General features: G+C 50.6%; 19 protein-coding genes and 2 tRNA genes. All 21 read left to right on the forward strand.

What is annotated here, in order from left to right:
* Nucleotides 1-119 precede the first annotated feature (119 nt).
* The 21 genes from ACTTHR_RS02145 (at nucleotide 120) to ACTTHR_RS02245 (ending at nucleotide 21,768) form a co-directional block, all read left to right on the forward strand.
* Nucleotides 120-623, forward strand: a complete 504-nt coding sequence (locus ACTTHR_RS02145) for an RNA polymerase sigma factor (protein ID WP_442605020.1) — start codon at nucleotides 120-122, stop codon at nucleotides 621-623.
* Between the two features lie 317 nt (nucleotides 624-940).
* Nucleotides 941-2,590, forward strand: coding sequence for a fumarate hydratase (locus ACTTHR_RS02150; protein WP_442605021.1), 1,650 nt, complete (start codon nucleotides 941-943; stop codon nucleotides 2,588-2,590).
* A 115-nt stretch (nucleotides 2,591-2,705) separates the two neighbouring features.
* Nucleotides 2,706-3,200, forward strand: a complete 495-nt coding sequence (locus ACTTHR_RS02155) for a thioredoxin family protein (protein ID WP_442605022.1) — start codon at nucleotides 2,706-2,708, stop codon at nucleotides 3,198-3,200.
* Between the two features lie 78 nt (nucleotides 3,201-3,278).
* Nucleotides 3,279-3,788, forward strand: a complete 510-nt coding sequence (gene tpx, locus ACTTHR_RS02160; protein ID WP_304285798.1) for a thiol peroxidase — start codon at nucleotides 3,279-3,281, stop codon at nucleotides 3,786-3,788.
* A gap of 199 nt (nucleotides 3,789-3,987) precedes the next feature.
* Entirely contained in the window at nucleotides 3,988-5,004 is a 1,017-nt protein-coding gene (locus ACTTHR_RS02165; protein WP_442605023.1) for a M28 family peptidase, read from the forward strand.
* A gap of 6 nt (nucleotides 5,005-5,010) precedes the next feature.
* Nucleotides 5,011-5,439, forward strand: a complete 429-nt coding sequence (locus tag ACTTHR_RS02170; RefSeq protein WP_442605024.1) for a SufE family protein — start codon at nucleotides 5,011-5,013, stop codon at nucleotides 5,437-5,439.
* 3 nt (nucleotides 5,440-5,442) lie between these two features.
* The gene (locus tag ACTTHR_RS02175) at nucleotides 5,443-6,363 is read left to right on the forward strand and encodes a DUF2156 domain-containing protein (RefSeq protein WP_442605025.1); all 921 of its coding nucleotides are present in this window, start codon (nucleotides 5,443-5,445) and stop codon (nucleotides 6,361-6,363) included.
* Nucleotides 6,360-7,328: a GNAT family N-acetyltransferase gene (locus tag ACTTHR_RS02180; RefSeq protein ID WP_442605026.1), complete on the forward strand. Its 969-nt coding sequence runs from the start codon at nucleotides 6,360-6,362 to the stop codon at nucleotides 7,326-7,328. The genes ACTTHR_RS02175 and ACTTHR_RS02180 overlap by 4 nt, the downstream gene beginning before the upstream one ends.
* 441 nt (nucleotides 7,329-7,769) lie before the next feature.
* Nucleotides 7,770-7,853 (forward strand) — tRNA-Leu (locus ACTTHR_RS02185).
* Nucleotides 7,854-8,091: 238 nt separating this feature from the next.
* Nucleotides 8,092-8,469: a glycine cleavage system protein GcvH gene (gene gcvH / locus ACTTHR_RS02190; RefSeq protein WP_004332891.1), complete on the forward strand. Its 378-nt coding sequence runs from the start codon at nucleotides 8,092-8,094 to the stop codon at nucleotides 8,467-8,469.
* 182 nt (nucleotides 8,470-8,651) lie between these two features.
* Nucleotides 8,652-9,158 (forward strand): 5-(carboxyamino)imidazole ribonucleotide mutase, encoded by a 507-nt coding sequence (purE, locus tag ACTTHR_RS02195; protein ID WP_442605027.1) that lies wholly within the window; start codon nucleotides 8,652-8,654, stop codon nucleotides 9,156-9,158.
* Nucleotides 9,159-9,289: 131 nt separating this feature from the next.
* Nucleotides 9,290-11,104, forward strand: coding sequence for a (E)-4-hydroxy-3-methylbut-2-enyl-diphosphate synthase (gene ispG, locus ACTTHR_RS02200; protein ID WP_442605028.1), 1,815 nt, complete (start codon nucleotides 9,290-9,292; stop codon nucleotides 11,102-11,104).
* 66 nt (nucleotides 11,105-11,170) lie between these two features.
* Nucleotides 11,171-11,614, forward strand: coding sequence for a dUTP diphosphatase (gene dut, locus ACTTHR_RS02205; protein WP_442605029.1), 444 nt, complete (start codon nucleotides 11,171-11,173; stop codon nucleotides 11,612-11,614).
* A 21-nt stretch (nucleotides 11,615-11,635) separates the two neighbouring features.
* Nucleotides 11,636-13,387 carry a tetratricopeptide repeat protein gene (locus ACTTHR_RS02210; RefSeq protein WP_442605030.1) on the forward strand — a complete coding sequence of 584 codons (1,752 nt, stop codon included), beginning with the start codon at nucleotides 11,636-11,638 and terminating at the stop codon, nucleotides 13,385-13,387.
* A gap of 9 nt (nucleotides 13,388-13,396) precedes the next feature.
* Nucleotides 13,397-14,218 (forward strand): DUF4292 domain-containing protein, encoded by an 822-nt coding sequence (locus ACTTHR_RS02215; RefSeq protein WP_442605031.1) that lies wholly within the window; start codon nucleotides 13,397-13,399, stop codon nucleotides 14,216-14,218.
* 12 nt (nucleotides 14,219-14,230) lie between these two features.
* A complete protein-coding gene (locus ACTTHR_RS02220; protein WP_276773880.1) occupies nucleotides 14,231-15,529 on the forward strand; it encodes a murein hydrolase activator EnvC family protein in 1,299 nt (432 codons plus the stop codon).
* Entirely contained in the window at nucleotides 15,517-16,488 is a 972-nt protein-coding gene (gene ribF, locus ACTTHR_RS02225) for a riboflavin biosynthesis protein RibF (RefSeq protein WP_442605032.1), read from the forward strand. Before ACTTHR_RS02220 ends, ribF begins: the two co-directional genes overlap by 13 nt.
* A 412-nt stretch (nucleotides 16,489-16,900) precedes the next feature.
* Nucleotides 16,901-19,114: a polyribonucleotide nucleotidyltransferase gene (gene pnp / locus ACTTHR_RS02230; protein WP_276773876.1), complete on the forward strand. Its 2,214-nt coding sequence runs from the start codon at nucleotides 16,901-16,903 to the stop codon at nucleotides 19,112-19,114.
* A 358-nt stretch (nucleotides 19,115-19,472) separates the two neighbouring features.
* Nucleotides 19,473-19,545 (forward strand) — tRNA-Lys (locus ACTTHR_RS02235).
* 309 nt (nucleotides 19,546-19,854) lie between these two features.
* Nucleotides 19,855-20,847 (forward strand): AAA family ATPase, encoded by a 993-nt coding sequence (locus tag ACTTHR_RS02240; RefSeq protein ID WP_004332781.1) that lies wholly within the window; start codon nucleotides 19,855-19,857, stop codon nucleotides 20,845-20,847.
* Nucleotides 20,848-20,865: 18 nt separating this feature from the next.
* Nucleotides 20,866-21,768: a DUF58 domain-containing protein gene (locus ACTTHR_RS02245; protein WP_004332889.1), complete on the forward strand. Its 903-nt coding sequence runs from the start codon at nucleotides 20,866-20,868 to the stop codon at nucleotides 21,766-21,768.
* Nucleotides 21,769-21,796 lie beyond the last annotated feature (28 nt).

Consider the following 21,796-nt stretch of genomic DNA (forward strand, 5'->3'; position numbering starts at 1 on the left):
ATCAAGAAGAAATCAAGTATAGGCTATCTTTGCTTACAAGAAAAAGGGAGAGACCGCTTTAGCAACCTCCCCTAGTATAAAATAAAGATAGTAAGGATCAAAATAATAGGAGTGACAGTATGACCAGAACGCAATTCCAGAGTAACCTCCAAGAGGTGCAGGAGAATCTCCGTCGTTATGCTCTCAAACTAACGCAAGATACCAACGATGCAGACGATCTCGTACAAGATACTTCGCTTCGCGCTCTAACCCACAGAGACAAGTTTGTAAGCGACATCAACTTCAAAGGATGGATGATGACCATCATGTACAACATCTTCCTCAACAATCAAGATCGGGTAGAGCGTCGTCGTAAAATATTCGATACAACCGTGGATATACTGAATATTCCCCTAGTGACAGAGGGTGGGTATAGCACCCCCGATGGCGCCATGAATATTCGCGAGATCTACTCCGAAATCGAAAAACTCAGCGAGCATACACGTACCCCCTTCAAGATGTTCTTGAGTGGATACAAGTATAGTGAGATTGCCGAAAAGATGGGAATCCCTGAGGGCACGGTTAAAAGTCGAATTTTCTTTGCCCGCAAAGAGCTACAAAAGGCTCTTCGAGACATGCGCTAAATAGCTTTTTCACTACATATCTATATCCTGTGGGGTACAGTAGTAATACGATCCTCCTAGGAAAAAGGGAACGCAAACACTTTTAAAAGCGTTTCGTTTCGCTCTGATTTTCGAGTAAAGGGCTGGCTTCACATGATGGAGTCAGCCCTTCTCATTCTTAGAGCTCTCCCTCTCCGGCAAAGAAGTACAGAGAGGAAAAATCAAAGACTACTCCAGCTAGGCTCTCTCCCCTACCCTCTATTATAGATGTAGCATAAGTGTAAGCTCATCTGCTTTTTGTATCTTAGAGGGCAGTTTAGAAAAGGAAAGAGAGAATAATGGCAACGAAAGAATTCAAATACCAAGAGATGTTCCCCCTAAGGGAAGATACCACAGAATACTACCACCTAACAAGTGAATATGTACACGAAGAAGACTTTGGCGGGCGCAAAATGCTCGTCGTAGAGCCGGAAGCCCTACGCACACTGGCACGCCAAGCCTTCCACGATATAGCCTTTTACCTACGCCCCGAGCATCAGGAGCAGGTGGCTAAGATACTCTCCGATCCGGAGGCAAGCGACAACGACCGCTTCGTCGCCCTCACGTTTTTGAGGAATGCAGAAGTGGCAGCCTTGGGGCAGCTCCCCTTTTGTCAAGATACGGGTACGGCCATCATCCTAGGCAAGAAGGGACAAAATGTATACACAGGCGGAGGGGACGAAGAGGCTCTCTCCCACGGAGTGTACGACACCTATACACAAGAAAACCTGCGCTACTCGCAAAATGCCCCCCTCGACATGTATCGGGAGGTTAATACGGGTTGCAATCTGCCGGCTCAGATCGATTTGATGGCCGTAGATGGCGATGAGTACAAATTCCTCTGCATTGCCAAGGGAGGAGGTTCCGCCAACAAGACCTACCTCTACCAAGAGACAAAGGCTCTCATTACGCCCGAAAAACTTCTCCCCTATCTGGTAGAGAAGATGCGCACTCTAGGCACCGCGGCATGCCCTCCCTACCATATTGCTTTTGTAATTGGGGGAACTTCTGCCGAGATGAACCTCAAAACCGTAAAGCTAGCCTCCGCAAAGTACTACGACAACCTCCCCACCCAAGGGAACGAACTCGGGCATGCTTTCCGTGATACAGAGCTAGAAGCGCAACTCCTCGAAGAGGCCTATAAGATAGGCTTTGGAGCGCAATTTGGGGGGAAATACTACGCCCACGACATTCGGGTTATTCGCTTGCCACGGCATGGAGCCTCCTGCCCCATTGGCATGGGTGTAAGCTGCTCTGCAGACCGCAACATAAAGGCAAAAATCAATCGTGAAGGCATCTGGCTCGAGAAGCTCGAGACCCATCCGGCACGGCTCATTCCGCCGGCCTTGAGGGGGAAGACAGAGGGAGAGTCTGTAAAAATCGACCTCAATCGCCCCATGGACGAGATCCGTGCGGAGCTATCCAAATACCCCGTATCTACGCGCCTTTCCCTCTCGGGAACCATCGTAGTAGGGCGAGATATTGCCCATGCCAAGCTCAAAGAGCGTCTCGACCGTGGCGAGAATCTCCCCGACTACATCAAGCAACATCCCATATACTATGCAGGCCCTGCCAAAACTCCCGAAGGCCTACCAAGTGGCAGTTTTGGTCCCACAACGGCAGGGCGTATGGATAGTTATGTACAGCTCTTCCAGGAGCATGGAGCAAGCCTTATCATGATCGCCAAAGGCAACCGAAGCGCAGAAGTCACGGCTTCGTGCAAGGCACACGGGGGCTTCTATCTGGGCAGCATCGGAGGGCCGGCCGCCATCTTGGCACAAAACAGTATCAAGAAAGTGGAGTGCCTCGAATACCCGGAGTTGGGCATGGAAGCCATTTGGAAAATCGAAGTAGAAGACTTCCCCGCCTTTATACTCGTAGATGACAAAGGCAACGACTTCTTCCAGCAGATTCGGGATCGTTGCGAGGGGTGCGCCATCCTATCGTAACACAGAAAAAAATTGATCCGGAGTGAACTCTTTGCCCATTCTCACTATTCTTGGAGAGTAGAGGATAGCCAAGACTCCTCTCACCTATAAGAAAGAAAACAAATAGACGAAGACTATGAAACTTCTCCGCCACTCTTTATTCCGAGTGCTACTCCTATCAGCAACCATGTTTGTAGGCGTTGCCACTCAGGCCTCCTGCCAATCAAAAAGCAAGAAACAGATAACTCAAGAGGCTTCCCACCTCCATGTAATGGTGATTGATGCCAAGTACATGAAGGAACATATCTACGACTTTGAAAAAAATCCCACAGAGTTCGTTTATAAAGGCGATAAGCCTGCTATCATCGATTTTTACGCCGATTGGTGCGGTCCCTGCCGTCAGCTCGCTCCCAAGCTAGAGCGCATTGTGGCAGAGAGCGAAGGCAAAGTTCTCCTCTATAAAGTCAATGTAGATAAGGACGAAGTATTGGCTGCGCACTTTGGTGTAAAAAGCATCCCAATGGTACTCTTTGTCCCCACAAAAGGGATGCCCATACAAACGTTGGGCAATATCCCCGAGGGTACAATCAATGAGTACATACAAGAAATAATCTCAAAAAGCAAAGAATAACTCCACGAGAGTTTGTAGTATAAAAATTAATATGTAACTTAGCCGCGAATTTAGAAGATTCGCGTAGGATTTGTAAATATGGCAACGACTAAACTCAAAGGCGATCTTACGATTAACCTCCTAGGAGAGATGCCTCAAGTGGGAGTTATAGCTCCCGATTTTACAGCAGTCAAGGCTTCTCTCGCAGAAGCAAAGCTCGAGGAGTATAGAGGAAAAAAGGTAGTACTCAATATCTTCCCAAGCATTGACACAGGGGTTTGTGCCGCAAGTGTGCGTCGCTTCAACAAGGTTGCATCGGAGATGGCAGACACTGCCGTTCTATGTATATCCAAGGATCTTCCATTTGCTCAAGCTCGCTTCTGTGGAGCAGAGGGGCTTGAAAATGTAGAAACACTCTCGGCATTCCGTGGAGATTCCTTCGAAAAAGGCTATGGTCTTTTGATGACGGATGGTCCCCTTCAGGGCTTACTCGCACGCGCCGTTGTGGTAATAGACAAGGATGGTAAGGTAGTTTACACAGAGCTTGTAGACGACATTACCCATGAACCTGATTACGATCGAGCAATTGCCGCCCTCCAACAGTCGTAATTGCTCCTAGGATAGAGAAATTTGCCCTATCCCCTTGTGAAAGGGCTTTTCATGTTTCATGTGTTGGTGTGTTGGGCCGCTGTTGTTCCTTTTTGGGGTGCGCAGCGGCCTTTTCGCGTCCCCTCTAGGGCGTTCTCCACTACCCTCCTTCCCCCAAGTCTCCTCCTCTAGATAACTATATCCATTACTCTATAAAAGTATGAAGACAACCCCCAACCTAGTAAGGGCTCTACTCGTATCCCTCTCCATTTCCCTCCTCATCGTCTCAGCCACCGGCTGTAAGGGAGGTAAGAAAGAGAGCACAACTGATGATACCACAGCGGCACAACCCAACGAGGCACTCAACCTATTCAATGCAGATAGTGCCTATAGTTACATTGCTCAGCAGGTAGCTTTCGGGACGCGCGTCCCCAACACTCCTACTCACCAAGAGTGTGGCGAGTGGATTGCCGGCAAGCTTAAGGAGTTTGGTCTGGAGGTCGTATTGCAGCAAGCCAACGTATCAACCCACGAGGGCGCTTCCCTCCCTATTACAAATATAATAGGTCGCCTCAACCCCTCGGCAGAGCATCGCATCCTGCTCTTAGCGCATTGGGATACTCGCCCCACAGCGGATAACGACCCCAACCCTAGCCGCAAAAGCGAACCGATCTTGGGTGCTGACGACGCAGCAAGTGGCGTAGGAGTATTGCTTGAGGTGGCACGCCAACTAGCTGACCACAACAGCACGTTGGGAGTAGATTTCCTCTTTGTCGACGCAGAAGACATGGGGGTTAGCGAACAGGAAGACTCTTGGTGCCTTGGCTCCACCTACTGGAGTAAGCATCCCCATGTAGAGCACTATCGTGCTGAGTTTGGCATCCTCCTCGATATGGTAGGGGCGCACGACGCCAAATTCCGATGGGAGTATTTCTCCAAAGTTCACGCTCCAAGCATTGTCTCCTCGCTATGGGATAAGGCTGCAAGTCTTGGTTATGGACACTATTTTATTCAGGCAGATGGGGCTGCTCTTACAGACGACCACAAACCCATTATAGACAACCTTGCCATCCCCACTATAGATATAGTAAACTACGATCCTGCCCGGAGCAATGGCTTTGGTGCGCACTGGCACACACACGGAGATAATATGGACGTAATTGACAAAGAGGTTCTAAAAGCAGTAGGCGAGACCCTTATAGCTTACCTCGAAGAGAGAGAAAACGAACGTAAATAAAAGGCAATGAACAGCAAGTCAATCAACGAGATACAAGACGAAATACTAGAAGAATTCGAGCCCTTTGATGATTGGATGGACAAATACTCCCTCCTCATCGACATGGGGAATACACTGCTTCCCCTCGAGGATTCTGAGAAGACCCCTGAACATATAATTGAGGGATGCCAAAGCCGTGTATGGATTGTAATTACCCCCAACGAAGACGGCACTCTAGCCCTCCGAGGGGATAGTGACGCCCTCATTGTCAAGGGGATTGCAGCTCTACTGCTCCGTGTGTACGATGGGCAACGACCCGAAGATATTGTGTCGCATGAACTATACTTTATCGATCAAATGGGGCTTCGTGAGCATTTATCTCCTACACGTAGCAATGGACTAGTAGCCATGATTGAGCAAATCCATCGTTCGGCACGCACCTATCTATCCCGATAAAACATGTGCCAACTACGCTTTCGCCCTATCTCGCTAGAGGATAGAGACACCATCTTTCCCCTTATTTACAAAGACGACAAAGCGATCTGCGATCTCTCGTTTACCAACCTTTACGGATGGAGCGAACGCTATGAAACCTCCTGGACTATCTACCAAGAGCGGGTGCTCATCATCCGATTTCGCTCCCCTCTGCGCTCTCATCCCGTTTTTCTGCTCCCCTATTGTACAGAGCGTGCTCTCTGGCAAGGGGCTATCAACGAACTTATCCATTACGCGGAGAAGGAGGGATTCCCTCTCGTTTGCATGGGCGTAACCGAGGGTTGTGCCAAGAGTCTCGAGCAAGACTTTGGGCAGGACTTCCAGTTCTTTTGGGACGAAGACTATGCCGACTACGTCTACCTGCGGGAGAGACTCGTCTCGCTGTCGGGCAAGAAACTACAATCCAAACGCAACCACATCAATAAATTCAAGAAGCTCTATCCGGACTATACCTACCGACCTTTTACCCCCGACCAGAAGGAGCTGTACAAAGATTTTGCCGATCAATGGCTTGATGACACCACGCAGCGCGATGGCATCCAAGAGGAAAATAGGATGGTACACCGCATCCTTGATGCTTGCGAATCCTTGGAGTTGCAGGGAGGAGCCCTTTGGATTGAGGGGCAAATCGTCGCCATGACCCTGGGCTCGCCTATCAACCACAACACGTTTGATGTGCATGTAGAGAAGGCTAATCCGTCTATCGAGGGTGCCTATACAGTGATCAACAACGAGTTCGCCAAACAAATCCCCGAGCAGTATATCTATATCGATAGAGAAGAGGATTTGGGGATTGCCGGACTACGTTTTGCCAAAGAATCCTATCAACCGGAGTTGCGGCTCTACAAGGGAACGGCCCTGCTAAGGCGGCACGCACAGGTATGAACCCCCTCAATAGGCGACAGCTCTCTCGGGAGATTTGGCAAGAGGTATTTGGAGATGACGACAGATTCCTCGACCTTTACTTTGGACGCGTGTACCAAGACAGCGAGACCGATCTCCTAGTTGACTACGCCTCTACCCCCAAAGCCATTGCACACACAGGCCGAGTCTCCTATGCCTTTAGAGTGTGGGGAGAGCGAATAGAGGCCGCCTATATATCCGGAGCCGCCACCCTCTCCACCGAGCGAGGGCGAGGACTGATGCCAGCCCTGCTGCGTTCTGCTCATACTAGGATGTACCAAACGGGCAAACTGCTCGCCTTTCTTATCCCTGCCGAGCCCTGGCTCTACGACTACTATCAACGCAAATTCGGCTACGCCAAAGTCTGTTATCGTAGCGTATCCCAACCGAACTCCCCTCACCTCATTCCCCTACCTCAACTTTGCAGGCAAGCTAGCACAGAAGGATATATACACTATATCCGGCAACGTCAGCGGTGGCCTATGGGGCATCTAGAGCACACCTACCCTCAGTGGAAATGTGTAATAGAAGATGCCCTACTCAGTGGGGGCGGCTACACGCAAGAGGGGGTAGTCCGATTACTACAAGGGGGCGAATGCTCACAATTCGTAGCCACACAACTCCCCATAAAGGAGGGATTAGCTTACCATCAAGTAGTGATGCCCCCTCTCGGAGAAGGGTTCGAACCGCACGGTATGATGCGGTTAGTCAAAATTCCGCAGCTCCTCGCTCTCTACGCCAAGAAGCACCCGAATGTAGAATGGCAGTTCGATCTCTTCGATGCAATGCTCCGCCCCAATACAGGTCGGTACCGATTAGAGAAGGGGAAATGCCTCTTCACGCTTCTTCCCCTGAGGTCTCTACAAAAAAATATTCTCACCCCTTCGCTCCTGCTGGAGCAGCTATTTGCGGATAACCCCTTCTACATCGACCTAATGCTGGACTAGTGTACAGCTCCCCCTCAAGAATCTGAGTACACACCTTATCACCCCCCTACCCTCGAAGAGGAATAGGGGGATTTTGTTTTGGAGAGAGGCTATCAGTCCGTTTCCTCTAGAAAAAAGACAGAAGTTTACAGGGTGAAATAAATTTCGTTCCTGCCTAGAATGTGTCTCTATTCTTGGCTGAAAAATAAAAAAGTTCTGGGCAGAAGAGGGAGTACTTTCTGCCCGAGAAAAAGTGAGAAACTGGTCAGTCATTTTTTCCTCCTCCCCTTTTGAGCCGAAAAGAAAACTCTCGGAGGGCTCTCCATATCGGAGTGCAACGAAAAAAAGAAATAGGATCCTAGCCAGTAGCAAGTTAGAACAAATGTGTAATCTAAGTATTGTACATTCCGAGGTCTTTCATTACCTTTGTACTCGGTTTGTCGGGGGAACGAAATGTCTACAGCCCGGATGGCGGAATTGGTAGACGCGTTGGTCTCAAACACCAATGGGGTAACACCCGTGCCGGTTCGATCCCGGCTCCGGGCACTTTGTTTCCTAAGATGAATAATTCCGGAGAGAGCCTCGGCAATGCGCCGGGGCTCTTTTTGTTTTATCGTACAATAAGAAAGAATAGAGATTGTAGCAACAAACATGCTGCATATTGTGGGGTAACTATTACCTTTGTATTCGGGGAGAATGCAAAGCCATTGCCATAGAATGCTAAAGGCACCGCCCCAAAAGAGAAAAGACAATAGTAATACATTAATTATAGAGATACGGAAGTATGAATATTCCTGCACAACTTAAGTACACGACAGACCACGAGTGGGTACGCATCGAAGGCGATATGGCGTTTATCGGTATTACCGATTATGCTCAAGGCGAATTGGGTGAAATCGTTTATGTAGACGTACCTACGGAAGGCGAAACTGTAGCTGCCGGCGAAGTTTTCGGTTCTATCGAAGCCGTTAAGACTGTGGCTGACCTACTTATGCCCGTAGAGGGAGAAGTGGTAGAACTCAACGCTGCCCTTGAAGATCAACCCGAGCTTGTAAACAACGATCCCTACGGCGAAGGCTGGATTATTAAGGTAAAGATGGCAGACCCTGCTAAGGTGGAAACCCTTATGGATGCGGCTGCTTACAGCTCATTCCTCGGCTAATAGAGGCACAATCAAAAGCTAAGCTAATACACCCCACCTCTCTCAACACAAAAGAGGGGCGGGTTGTATGTTTGGCTAAAACATAGAGGGCGCGTCAAGAGGATTCTTTTGATTCGCCCTCGCTTGCATTGTCCTAGACAAAACGATATTTGGATCTATCACACAATACGATTGTATCACATATGACTCCGCTTGTAAGTATCATCATGGGCAGCACCTCCGATCTTCCCGTAATGGAGAAGGCTGCACGCCAATTAGACGAACTCGCGATTCCTTTTGAAATTTTGGCTCTATCGGCTCACCGCACCCCTGATGAGGTGGCTCAATTTGCCCGTGAAGCCGAGGCGAGAGGGGTACGCGTTATTATCGCAGGAGCCGGGATGGCTGCTCATCTCTGTGGCGTAATTGCCTCCATGACGCCCCTACCTGTTATCGGGGTGCCCATCAAGGCGACACTCGATGGTATGGATGCCCTCCTCGCTATCGTACAAATGCCTCCGGGGATACCTGTTGCCACTGTGGGAATCAATGGAGCTCAGAATGCGGCTCTTCTGGCAGTACAAATGCTCTCGCTGGGCGACGCCGATCTTATGGAGCGTCTCAAAGCCTTCAAAGAGGGGCTAAAGGAAAAGGTAGTGCGCGCCAATGCGGACCTCAAGGAGGTTAAGTACCGCTTCAAGACCAACTAAAGGATTGCCTCCATGGCGGTAAAAGCCCCCTGATACTGCACATAATACAAGACAAGCCCTAGAGAGAAATCGAAATAAATAGCAGTCCGTAGTGCACCTCTATATGGTACACACGATAGATTTATAACCCTATGCCCCCCCTCAGTTCCCCCCCTCTTCACGACCCTCTTGATGCGCTCAATTATCGCAGGCGTCGCACGTGTAGCGTCTCAATAGGCTCTGTACCCCTAGGTTCTGAGTACCCTTTGCGCATTCAGACCATGGCCAACGTCTCCACTCCGGATACCGAGGCCGGCATAGCCCAAACAGAGCGAGTAGCCCTGGCAGGAGCGGACTATATGCGTTTTACGGCGCAGGGGGTACGCGAGGCCGAATGCCTACAAACCATCCGAGCAACACTCGACAAGAAAGGATACTCCATCCCACTCATCGCCGATATTCACTTCAATCCACAGGCCGCTTATGAGGCTCTAAAGCATGTAGAAAAAGTGCGTATCAACCCCGGCAACTTTGCCGATCGCAAAGGAGAATGGAGTGGAGAGAGTATCTCTGAGGTAGACTTTGCTCGTGGCGAAGAGCGTGTAGAGCAACTTTTTGGCGACTTCTTACGCGAAGCCAAACGACTGAAAAGAGCCATCCGACTGGGAGTGAATCATGGCTCCCTTAGTGAGCGGATGCTCCGGCGTTATGGCGACACTCCCGAGGGAATGGTAGAGAGTTGTCTAGAGTATCTCCGCGTAGCTCGTAGTCTGGACTTTGAGGATATTGTTATCTCGATGAAGAGCTCCAACGTGCAGGTAATGACCCAGGCCGTGCGCCTTTTGGTAGAGCGTATGGACGAAATAGGGGTGCATTATCCTTTGCATATTGGCGTAACCGAGGCCGGAGAGGGCGAAGATGGACGAATCAAAAGTGCCGTAGGCATTGGCTCCCTTCTCACCGATGGGTTGGGAGATACGCTGCGTGTCTCCCTCAGCGAAGCCCCCGAGGCAGAGCTCCCCGTTGCACGCCTCCTTGTGGAGCACATTGCCGAGCGAGCTGCTGCCCCCCAACTATCCCCCCTATGCTCCCTGCCCTACCGAGCACAAATGCTCCCACGCAATGCCTCTTCTATTGCCGGGGAACTCTACGGAGGCAACCTCTTACCCTCTGTCCTTATTGTAGGGAAAGATGATGGCACTCCTCAGCTCCCCCTAGCAGGAGGCGACAGGCTAGGCACTTCGGTAGAGGCACTAGATCTCTCCTCTCTCCCTGCTATTTTGATCGAAACAGATAGTTTCTCTCGAGAGAAAGCAGAAGCTCTCAATCTCACACACCAGCCCAATAGGCTCTTGATATTGAGGGCAAACGGAACCAATCGCGTTGGGCTATGGCGTAGAACGATTGCCCTCCTTGCCGAAATGGGGGTAACTGCGCCCATCGCCCTAGAAGCCCAATTTGCGCCGCACGAATCCCTAGAAAAAGTGCAGATTGCAGCTGCAACAGACTTGGGAACGCTCCTCCTAGAGGGAGCCGGCTCCGCCATTATGCTCACAGCCCCACACCTTCCCCTTTCCTCTCTACAGGCACTGGCTCTAGGCATTCTACAAGCGACTCGTCTTCGATTCTCCCACACCGAGTACATCAGCTGCCCGGGATGTGGGCGTACGCTCTATAATTTGGAGGGAACAATTGCCCGCATCAAAAAAGCGACAAGCCACCTTCCCAACCTCAAAATAGGCATCATGGGATGTATTGTGAATGGCCCTGGAGAGATGGCCGACGCTGATTATGGCTATGTAGGAGGCGCGCCGCACAAAATCGATCTCTACAAAGGACAAAAGTGCATGCGGCGGGGAATTGCAGAGGAAGACGCCGTAGATGCCCTTATTGCCCTCATCCGAGAGAATGGAGACTGGGTGGAGCCCGAACAGGGAAAGGACCGGCAAATGGCAGAAAATAAGTAACTTCGTGCCGAGTGCGGAGCAGAACGCGAGTTTTGCCACGCCCTTTTTTGAGATGTCTATATGAGTATGAAGATAGCCATAATCAACCGATCCGATAACCCCCTACCTCGCTACGCGACTCCCCAATCTGCAGGTATGGATCTCTGTGCATACCTGCCCCAACCGATCCAATTGGAGCCGGGAGCACGTTGCCTTGTCCCCACGGGATTACACATAGAGCTGCCTGCAGGCTACGAAGCGCAAATCCGTCCTCGCAGCGGTTGGGCCCTCAAATCGGGAGTAACGACACTCAATAGCCCCGGTACAATCGATGCCGATTACCGCGGCGAAATCGGGGTTATCTTGATCAATTTGGGACAGGAGCCGGTACAAATCTCCTCGGGAGACCGCATTGCCCAGATGGTAATTGCTCGCTACGAAACAGCCGATTGGCACGAAGTAGAGACCCTATCGGAGAGCGAACGAGGCGAAGGCGGTTTTGGTCATACCGGCATGCAAATAACAAAGTAAAGCCCTACAGACGCCCCGTTTATGAAGCATCTCTACACCCTTCTTTTGCTCCTTTGCTCCTTGGGAGCAGTCTCAGCCCAAGAGATCAGCGCGCAAAAGGCATTATCCGATAGGCTCTTTGCAGAGGGGGCTTCCTCTCTATTATCCGAAAAACCACTCCTTGCCTACTATCAAATCCTTGCGTCGTATCAGTTGGATCCCTCGGGAGCCTCGGCTTTTGCGTTGGGGAACTTATTGCGCCCCATCTCGGTAGAACAAGCGGCCGAATGGTACCGCAAAGCATTCGAAGCAGACCCAAGTCACGATGAATACACCTTCCAATACGGCTATACCCTCGCTAGCAAAGGAGAGACCGACGAGCTGCTCCGCATGCTGGATAGGCACATACAACTATCGCCCTCCGATAGCCGCAATCAGCTCCTTGCCCTAGGAGTACTACTGGAGGAGCGGCAGTACGATCAAGTTTCGCAGCGGCTACCGGCACTACTAGAGGCCTCACGCGGCACTCCATACTACGCCCATGCCCTACAGGTAGCACAGCGAGTTGCCTTCGAAACGCACGATACAGACGCGATGAATCGCTACCTGGATGCAGCCCTAGAGTACAACGGAAATTCCCTGAGCGACCTAACGAGTTTGCTCTTTAATGTCAAACAGAATCTGAGTGCAGAGATCGCTTATAATCTCTTGCAAAAGATACCCCAATCGCAACGCACATCGGGCAGTATCAGCTATGCCGAGGCCTCCATTCTCTTAGATTTGAACCGCTACCCGGAGGTATTTAGCGTTCTACAACGGATTTGGAAAGCAGATGGCATGACACCCGAATTTTCGCAAGAAGCACTCCATGCTTTCCTCTCAGAGTTTGTTAGCAAAGGCCTAGACCTAGCCCCTTTCCTCCCCATTTACAAAGAGTTTCTTGCGGCTTACCCCACCAACTTTGACGCGCACCTCGATCTCCAGTCTCTGCTATACATGCTGGATAAACCCTCCGAGCGTCAGGCGCAACTGGTGCGAATGACCGAGCTATTCCCCACAGGGCACCCAGAGCTTTGGAATGCATTATTCCAAAACTTTATCTCAAGAGAGAAGTTCGACGAGGTCTACAAATATTTCCCTCAAGCCATCAAACAATATCCAAAGGAGGGGAGTTTATACCTTTTCAAGAGCCTGGCAGAGGAGACTGCCGGAGAGCTAGAACGAGCCAGAGAGACGGCCCTCCAAGGGATCGCCCAGACCGATACGACTGAAACCGAGGTGATAGGCGACCTTTACGGCCAGGTAGGCGACATCTGCGCCATGCAGGAGAAGTATACCGAGGCGATAGCTGCCTACGAAGAGTCTATCAAGCTCAACGGAAAAAATCCTAACGTACTCAATAACTACGCCTACTTCCTACTCGGGCTAGAGCAACCCGCTGTGATAGAAAAAGCCGTGCGGATGGCCTCTAAAGCGGTAGCCCTGCAACCCGGAGAATTTCGGTACCTAGACACCTATGGCTTTGCCCTATTCTTGCAAGGAGATTACCTACAAGCCGAGATCTATTTGCGCCAAGCTATTGAAAGAGCTGAGGCTGCCCTCAAAGAGGATCCCTCAAGCATCAGTATCAGTAGCCTTGCAGATTATTACTACCACTATGCAAAGGTGCAAGAGGAGGTGGGCAACCTACAAACAAGTCTTCTCTATCTTCAGAAAGTAAAACAGCTTGTCTCCACAGACGAGATTGACCTCGCTATCGAAGAAATAAAGCGACGTATGGAGTCTTCTAAGTAACTATCCATCATGAAGCAATCGCTCTCCATCCCATCCGTTTTGAGCTTTTTGGCACTTGTCGCGCTCCTCTGGGGCTGCGGTAGTCGTCGCCCGGGCGTAACTTCCAATGCCTCCGCAAGACAAACCCGAGAGGCCATGGCTTTTTCCTCAGCACGCCCCATAGCAGCACCTTGGCAAGTCAAAGCCAATCTTACTTTAGAGGTAGAAGGCTCCTCTATCTCCCTCGATGCCAATGCTTCTGTAGTGGTAGGAGAGGGAATATATGCCTCTCTTCGCCCCTTCGTTTTGTTCGAGATTGCCCGAGTATATCTGCTCCCCGAGGAGATTGTTGTTATCGACAAACACAACAAAACCTACCTGCGCACCTCTTATCAGCAGCTCAATGCCGCCTGCCAAGATCAATTCCCCCTCCCCCTATCTTACCCTCTCCTAGAAGGGTTACTTCTCGGCTATCTCCCTCAAGATCTAGAGGTGGAAAAGATGGTGACGCCCCATCAAGCCTTGGTAAAACTCCCCCAAAATAAGCTCTCTCTTCTCTATAACATAGGAGAGAATATGCGCCCCAATGCCCTGGAGAGTTCGCCGGTTAATGGAGGGGTACTAAAAGCAACGTACACCCACTACACCTCACACGAAAAAGGACTTTTACCCGACCGCTGCTCCTACCGAGTACTGCAAGATGGTACCAGTACGCTCTCTTTGGAGATCGAAGGCTCTTCTCATCGCCGTAGCGAGCAGGCGCGCGAGCATCTTATTGTGACTATCCCCTCGGGGTATCGTCAACTTACTATAAAAGAAGCTTTACAGCTTATCTCTAGCCTATTCCAGTAGTATTTCTCATCAATGAAACTCCGCTATACCCTACTCCTCATGCTCACGCTTCTGGCGTCGCTCCCCATGGTGGCGCAGCAGAAGTCGAAGAAAGTTCAACAACTAGAGCAGCAACGCAAAGAGGTCATCAAGGCCATCGAAAAGACCGACCGAGAGCTCAGCCGCGTAAAAAACGACAAGAATAAAAAACAGCAAGAGGCGGCACTCCTCAAAAAGAAGGTAGCTCAACGCCAAGAATTAGTAGTGGCTCTTGATAACGAAATCAAGGAGCTTAGTTCGGATATTGACTCTCTCGCACGTCAGGAGCAAGTGTTACGCACAGAGGAGGAAGAGCGTAAAGCAGCCTACGAACGCTCTGTACTCGCCCTACAGAAGAGGAAGAGCAGCACCGACAGGATGCTCTTTGTTTTGTCGGCATCTGCCTTCGACGAAGCCATCAGGCGCATGAGATTTGTCTCGCAATATGCCAATGCGCACAAACGCGCAGCCCAAGAGCTAAAAGAGACGCGTACCGCCCTTGAGCATACTCGCCAAGCCATTGAGGTAAACCGAAAGAGTAAATCGCAACTACTCGTACAGCGCGAGCAAGAGAAGGCTCAGCTCGAGAAGGAGCGCAAGCAACGCATAGGAGAGGTGACTCAGCTACAGGGACAGGAAAAAGATCTACAACAGCAACGCAAGAAACAACAGCAGCAAGTAGCAGCCCTCAACCGCAAGATTGAGCAACAAATTGCGGCAGAAATAGCCGAAGCAGAGCGCAAAGCTCGCGAAGAAGAGGAGCGACGCAAACGCTTAGCCGAGGGTAAAGACACGGCTACAGGAAAAGAACCCGTCCCGGAAGAGCGCAAAGCAGCCACCAAGGGAGGCTATCCCATGACTGCCGAAGAGCGTCGCCTCGGGGGGAGCTTTGCCCAAAACAAGGGGAATCTTCCCGCACCCGTCAATAACAACTACCGCATCATCGGCACCTTTGGTGTGCAGCAACACAACGAATTGAGCCGAGTACAAACCAACAACAACGGTATAGACCTAGAGGTTCCTCAGGGCACGAGTGCACGTGCCGTCTTCGAGGGGAAGGTCACCAGTGTATTCGTAATCGAAGGGAATAAGGCTGCCATTATTATCCGTCATGGTAATTACCTCACCGTCTACTCCAACATTACAGGCGTAACGGTGCGCAAGGGACAACAAGTAAAGGCGCATCAGGTTTTAGGTAAGGTGGCTATCGATAGCTTTAGCAATAAGGCCATACTCAACTTCCAAGTATGGCACGAGCGTAGCAAACAAAACCCCCAAGCATGGATACGATAAAGTTCGTTCGCCTGCCTTCGGGGGAGCTATCTTGCGAATCCCCTCAGCTTCTTCCCGAGCAAGTTGTAGCCACCATTGGAGTTTTTGATGGGGTACATGGGGGGCATCGCTTCCTTATAGAGCAACTCAAGCACGAGGCACAACGGCTCCGGCTCCCCTCTGCCGTGATTACCTTCGATACCCCACCGGTTATGGTGGTTCGCCCCGATCATCCCTTTGAGAAACTCAATAGCAATACCGAGCGAGAGCAACTCCTTGCCAAAACAGGAGTAGATTTCCTATTCCTGCTCCCCTTCGATTGGGCATTGGCAGCCCTCTCTGCCGAAGAGTTTTTCCGGCATATCATCACCCGGCAACTTCACGTTCATACTCTCCTCATGGGCTACGACCATCACTTCGGTCGCCCTCCCAAGGCAGGAGATCCACCAACGGACTACAAAAGTCTGGGGGAGAAATGGGGCGTGCGCGTGCTCCCTCAAGAGCCTTTTTTCGACGAAAAGGAGGGGAAGCCCTACAGTTCGAGCCGGATACGCAAGCTCCTACGAGCCGATAATCTCTCTCTTGCCAATCAACTCTTGGGGTATAACTACCGCATCACAGGGGAGGTAAAGGGAGGCTTAGGCATAGGAAAAACGCTAGGATTCCCCACGGCAAATATCCAACCGGAGGATGCTCATAAGCTAATCCCCCCTCTCGGAGTGTACGCCGTGTGGGCACATTTGGGCGAAGCTCGCTACGGAGGGATGCTCTATATCGGCAATCGCCCCACCATTGCCGACGGGTTGGAACGCACCATTGAGGTAAATCTATTCAATTTCCAAGGTAATCTCTACGACAAAAAGATCGCCGTGGAGCTCATCGCCCATACGCGAGGCGAAGCCCGTTTTTCTTCCTACGAAGAGCTATCACAAGCCCTACGGAAGGATGCAGAGATCACCCGAGGGCTCCTCTCACTCTAGCGAGTATTTTCCTCTCACTCTCCTACAGCCCCTTCTAAAACTACGAGGGGCAAGAAGAAGGGAACCCCTCTCCAAAACTTCCCCACCTCCAAAAGAACTTTCCACCCAGGCCATAAAGCCTCAGAGTTACTGCCCTAAGACAAAAAACTCTAGGGCAGAAAAGCTTCCCATTCTTAGGTGAAAAGAAAATATTTCTTGGGCTGCAACGAAAAAAAATTCAGCCTCCACTTTTTCTGTTTTTTACGGAGAAAGGAGAGACAAGCAGCCCCCACGCCTCCCCTCTGCAACGCCGTTGCACTTCATGCCACATGTCATATCCAGCGAATAAGTCCGAGAAAAGATACTACGGATAGGGCATTTTGCGTACCTTTGCCTAGGATATATTTAAGATGCAAGATAAAAGAAAAAGATTATGATTACACCCGTATCTAAGACGATTGACCTTGGTGATGGACGTACGATCAAGGTTGAAACGGGAAAATTGGCCAAACAGGCCGACGGTGCCGTTACCGTAACCATGGGCAATACCGTATTGCTCGCAACTGTTTGTGCAGCTGCTGATGCTGCCCCCGATTGCGACTTTATGCCCTTACAAGTAGACTACAAAGAAAAATATTCTGCTGTGGGTCGCTTCCCGGGCGGGTTCACCCGTCGCGAAGGCAAGGCTTCTGATTACGAAATCCTTACCAGCCGCCTTGTAGACCGTGCACTACGCCCCCTATTCCCTGCAGACTATCACGCAGAAGTATTTGTTAATATAACGTTGTTCTCCGCCGATGGCGTTGATATGCCCGATGCCCTTGCAGGATTGGCCGCTTCGTCTGCTCTTGCCGTATCGGACATTCCTTTCGAAGGGCCTATCAGCGAAGTTCGTGTAGCTCGCGTCAATGGAGAGTTCCTCATCAATCCTACCTATGAGCAAGTAGCCAATGCCGATATCGATATGATGGTGGCAGCTACCATTGATAATATCATGATGGTAGAGGGCGAGATGGACGAAGTACAAGAGGCAGACATGCTCGAGGCTATTAAGGTAGCCCACGAAGCGATCAAGAAGCAATGCCAGGCCCAACTTGAGCTATCCGAAGCTGTAGGTAAACTCGTTAAGCGCACCTACTGCCACGAAGAAAACGACGATGCCCTCCGCCAAGACGTACACGATAAGTGCTATACCAAGGCGTATGCCATTGCCACCAGTGGCACAAACAAACATGAGCGTGCCGCCTCATTCGAAGCTCTTGTAGAAGAATACAAGGCTCAGTTTACAGAAGAGGAATTGGCGGCTAAAAAGTCCATGATTGCTCGCTACTACCACGATGTAGAAAAGGAAGCAATGCGCCGCGCCATCCTCGATGAGGGTAAGCGTCTCGATGGTCGTAAGACAACGGAGATCCGCCCCATCTGGATTGAGACCGACTGCTTGCCCATGCCTCACGGCTCAGCTATCTTCACTCGTGGAGAAACTCAGTCGCTCACAACAGTAACCCTCGGTACCAAGGCCGACGAAAAATTGGTAGACGACGTACTCTGCCGCTGCAAAGAGCGTTTCCTCCTCCACTACAACTTCCCTCCCTTCTCTACGGGAGAGGCTCGTCCTCAACGTGCTACAGGCCGCCGCGAGATCGGTCATGGTAACCTCGCGTTCCGAGCCCTCAAGCGTATGATCCCCACTGATTACCCCTACGTAGTACGTGTAATCAGCGACATTCTCGAGTCCAATGGTTCGTCGTCTATGGCAACGGTTTGTGCCGGTACACTCGCTTTGATGGATGCTGGGGTGCAGATCAAGAAGCCTGTTTCGGGTATTGCCATGGGGCTTATCAGTGAAAATAAGGGAACAAATTATGCCGTTCTCTCCGATATCCTCGGGGATGAAGACCACCTCGGAGATATGGACTTCAAAGTAACAGGTACCCGCGATGGTATCACCGCTACCCAAATGGACATCAAGGTAGACGGCTTGAGCTACGAAATCTTGGAGCGTGCTTTGGCACAAGCTCGTGAGGGTCGTATGCACATCCTCGGCAAGATAGAGGAGGCTATGCCTGCCGTTCGTCCCGACCTCAAGCCCCAAGCTCCACGCATCGAGAAGCTCCGTGTACCCAAAGAGTTTATTGGAGCTATCATTGGCCCTGGTGGTAAGATCATCCAAGGCATCCAAGAAAAGAGTGGTGCTGTGGTGAGCATTGAAGAAATCGATGGTGAAGGTCATGTAGAAATCTCCTCTGCCAACAAAGAATCTCTTGATGCAGCTTTGGCTATGGTACGCGGTATTGTGGCTATGCCCGAAGTAGGAGAAGTGTACGATGGTAAGGTTACCTCCGTTATGCCCTACGGCTGCTTCGTTGAGTTCCTCCCCGGTAAGGAAGGTTTGCTCCACATCAGCGAAATAGAGTGGCGTCGCTTCGAAAAGATCGAAGATACCAACCTCCACGAAGGGGATAATATCCGCATCCAACTTCTAGAGATCGACCCCAAAACGGGCAAGTTTAAGCTATCGCATCGTGTACTCCTCCCCAAACCGGAAGGGTATGTAGAGCCTGAGCGTCGCCCCCGTCGTGAGGATCGTCCTCGCCGCGAAGACCGTCGTCCACGCGAAGATCGCAACGAAAACCATCACGACTAAGGTAATGCAATGAGCTTTTCTCCTCTACTCCTGTCTCTCTAGGTTGCTAGAGAATAGTCCGGCAAGAGGGGGGAAATTAGCTCCACTAAAGATAGAAAGAGAGGGAGGCAACCATACTTCCTCTCTTTTTTCTATTACAACCACACTGCTTCTTTCGCCCCAAAAGAGACAAATAACAACCTAGAGGACAAACCCTTACAGTCCAAAAAGGCAAAAGGATAGGAAGAGAAATCACGAAAAAGCAGGGGAAAAGGTGTTGTAAGTTACAAATTAAGTAGTACCTTTGCACGGTGATTGGGCGGCAGATAGTGCTGTAAGAGCTCTTACGATGCAGCCCCGAGAGTCACTTTTTAGGGTTGAATCGCTAGCTCAGTAGGTAGAGCACAACACTTTTAATGTTGGGGTCCTGGGTTCGAGCCCCAGGCGGTTCACAAGAGAGAAACTTCAAGGGATTTCCCTTGGAGTTTTTTTGTACCCAAAGAGGAGAATCCCCCTATTACAATGAACTGGGAGAGAGAATATCGCTTCTCTCCTGCCCTTGGAAGTATTAACGGCACCCCTTCCCCCTCTCGGAAGTCTCCCCTAGCGAAGCCCCAAGAGTCACAATAACTTTTGTACTTTTGTATCCGGAAAGAGGCATTCCTACCTCCCCTCTCGGAGAGACGATTGTGGGTGGTAACCAGTGAGCATTGCCTCTTCGGAAGTTGTCATTCTCTGTAAAATACAGCCAGACTCTGATTATGGAACAACAAGACTTGCAGCAACTCAATGCCGAAATAAAGGCTGAGAGCCGCTTTGTAGAAAAGATAATCACAGGTATGGGACAGACCATCGTTGGTCAGGATCATCTTGTGCGCGCCCTCCTTATTGGGCTACTTGCCGATGGGCATATCCTGCTAGAGGGTGTACCCGGGCTTGCCAAAACCCTTGCAATTAAGACGCTAAGCGACCTTATTCGTGCCGATTATAGTCGTATCCAATTTACGCCGGACCTTCTCCCTGCGGACGTAGTGGGCACGATGATGTACAGCCGTAATAAAGAGGAGTTTGTGGTAAAGAAAGGTCCTGTATTTGCCAATTTCGTTTTGGCAGATGAGATCAATCGCGCCCCTGCCAAAGTGCAAAGTGCGCTACTCGAGTCGATGCAAGAGCGTCAGGTAACCATCGGAGATACTACCTACCCCCTTCCTAAGCCATTCCTCGTAATGGCTACCCAAAATCCATTGGAGCAAGAGGGTACTTATCCCCTCCCCGAGGCTCAGGTGGATCGTTTTATGCTCAAGGTACACATTGACTACCCAAGCCGAGAAGAGGAGCAGCGCGTTATTCTCCTCAATATGCAGGGCTCTCTCCCCAAGATCAGCCCCGTAGTGACGACCGACGATATACTCCACGCGCGCGAAGTCGTGCGCAAGGTCTATGTAGACGATAAGATACTTCGCTACATCGTAGACCTTGTTTTTGCAACACGTGAACCCGAGCAAGTAGGTTTGGCGAACCTCCGTCCTATGATACTTTGTGGGGCTTCTCCAAGAGCCTCCATCAACCTATCTCTCGCAGCTCGCGCCTATGCCTTTATAGATGGCAGAGGCTATGTACTCCCCGAGGATGTACGAGCCGTGGCACACGATGTACTCCGCCACCGCATTGCCCTGAGCTACGAAGCCGAAGCCAACGAACTCTCCAGCGATACCATCGTTACGGAGATTATAAATAAGGTAGTAGTGCCCTAAGAGGCGAGGATAGGCATTATGCCCACAAATAGTACCCAATCACAGTTGCTCCAGAGCGATATATTGCAACGTGTGCGCCGTGTGGAAATCAAGGCGCGTGGCTTGTCACAAGAGCTTTTTGCAGGAGAATACCACTCGGCATTCCGCGGTCGGGGTATGGCATTTAGTGAGGTGCGCGAGTACCAAGTGGGCGATGATATACGCGACATTGACTGGAACGTAACGGCTCGCCTCGGAGATCCCTACATCAAAATCTTCGAAGAGGAACGCGAACTGACTGTGATGCTCGCCATCGACATGTCCGCGAGTCTCAACTTTGGGACGCAAGAGGAGACCAAACGCGAGTTGGTTGCCGAGATTGCCGCTACCCTCGCGTTCTCGGCTATTGAGAACAACGACAAAGTGGGCGTCCTCCTCTTTACTGATACGGTAGAGAAGTATATACCCCCTGGTAAGGGCAAAAAACATATTCTTTACATCATACGCGAGATACTGCTTTTTAGCCCCCAAGGTCGTGGTACCAACCTAGAGATCCCGCTAACGTACCTCAGTCGCATTGTCAAAAAGCGCTCCACCACTTTCATTATTAGTGACTTCATGACCGACGGCAAGGCAGAAAGCTACCGTAATGCCCTGCGTTTTGCTGCACGTAAGCATGATTTAATCGCCATTGTAGTGCGAGATCCCCGAGAAGAGGCACTGCCCAAAATGGGATTGGTACAGTTTGAAGACCCCGAGACTGGGGCTACACGCTGGATTGACACCCATTCGAAAAAAGTGCGTCGTGCCTATGCCGAGGGTTTTTCCATGGCACAAGAGGAACGTAGGAACTCCATGAAACTCTACGGCATAGACTATGCCGAAGTTGCCACCGGAGAGGATTTTGTACGCGCTTTGCTCAAAATATTCTCGCACCGCTAGAGGCAAGATGAATACGGAGTATCGAGGT

The sequence above is a fragment of the Porphyromonas endodontalis genome, from assembly GCF_052173515.1.
In the GTDB taxonomy this organism is placed as follows: domain Bacteria; phylum Bacteroidota; class Bacteroidia; order Bacteroidales; family Porphyromonadaceae; genus Porphyromonas; species Porphyromonas endodontalis_A.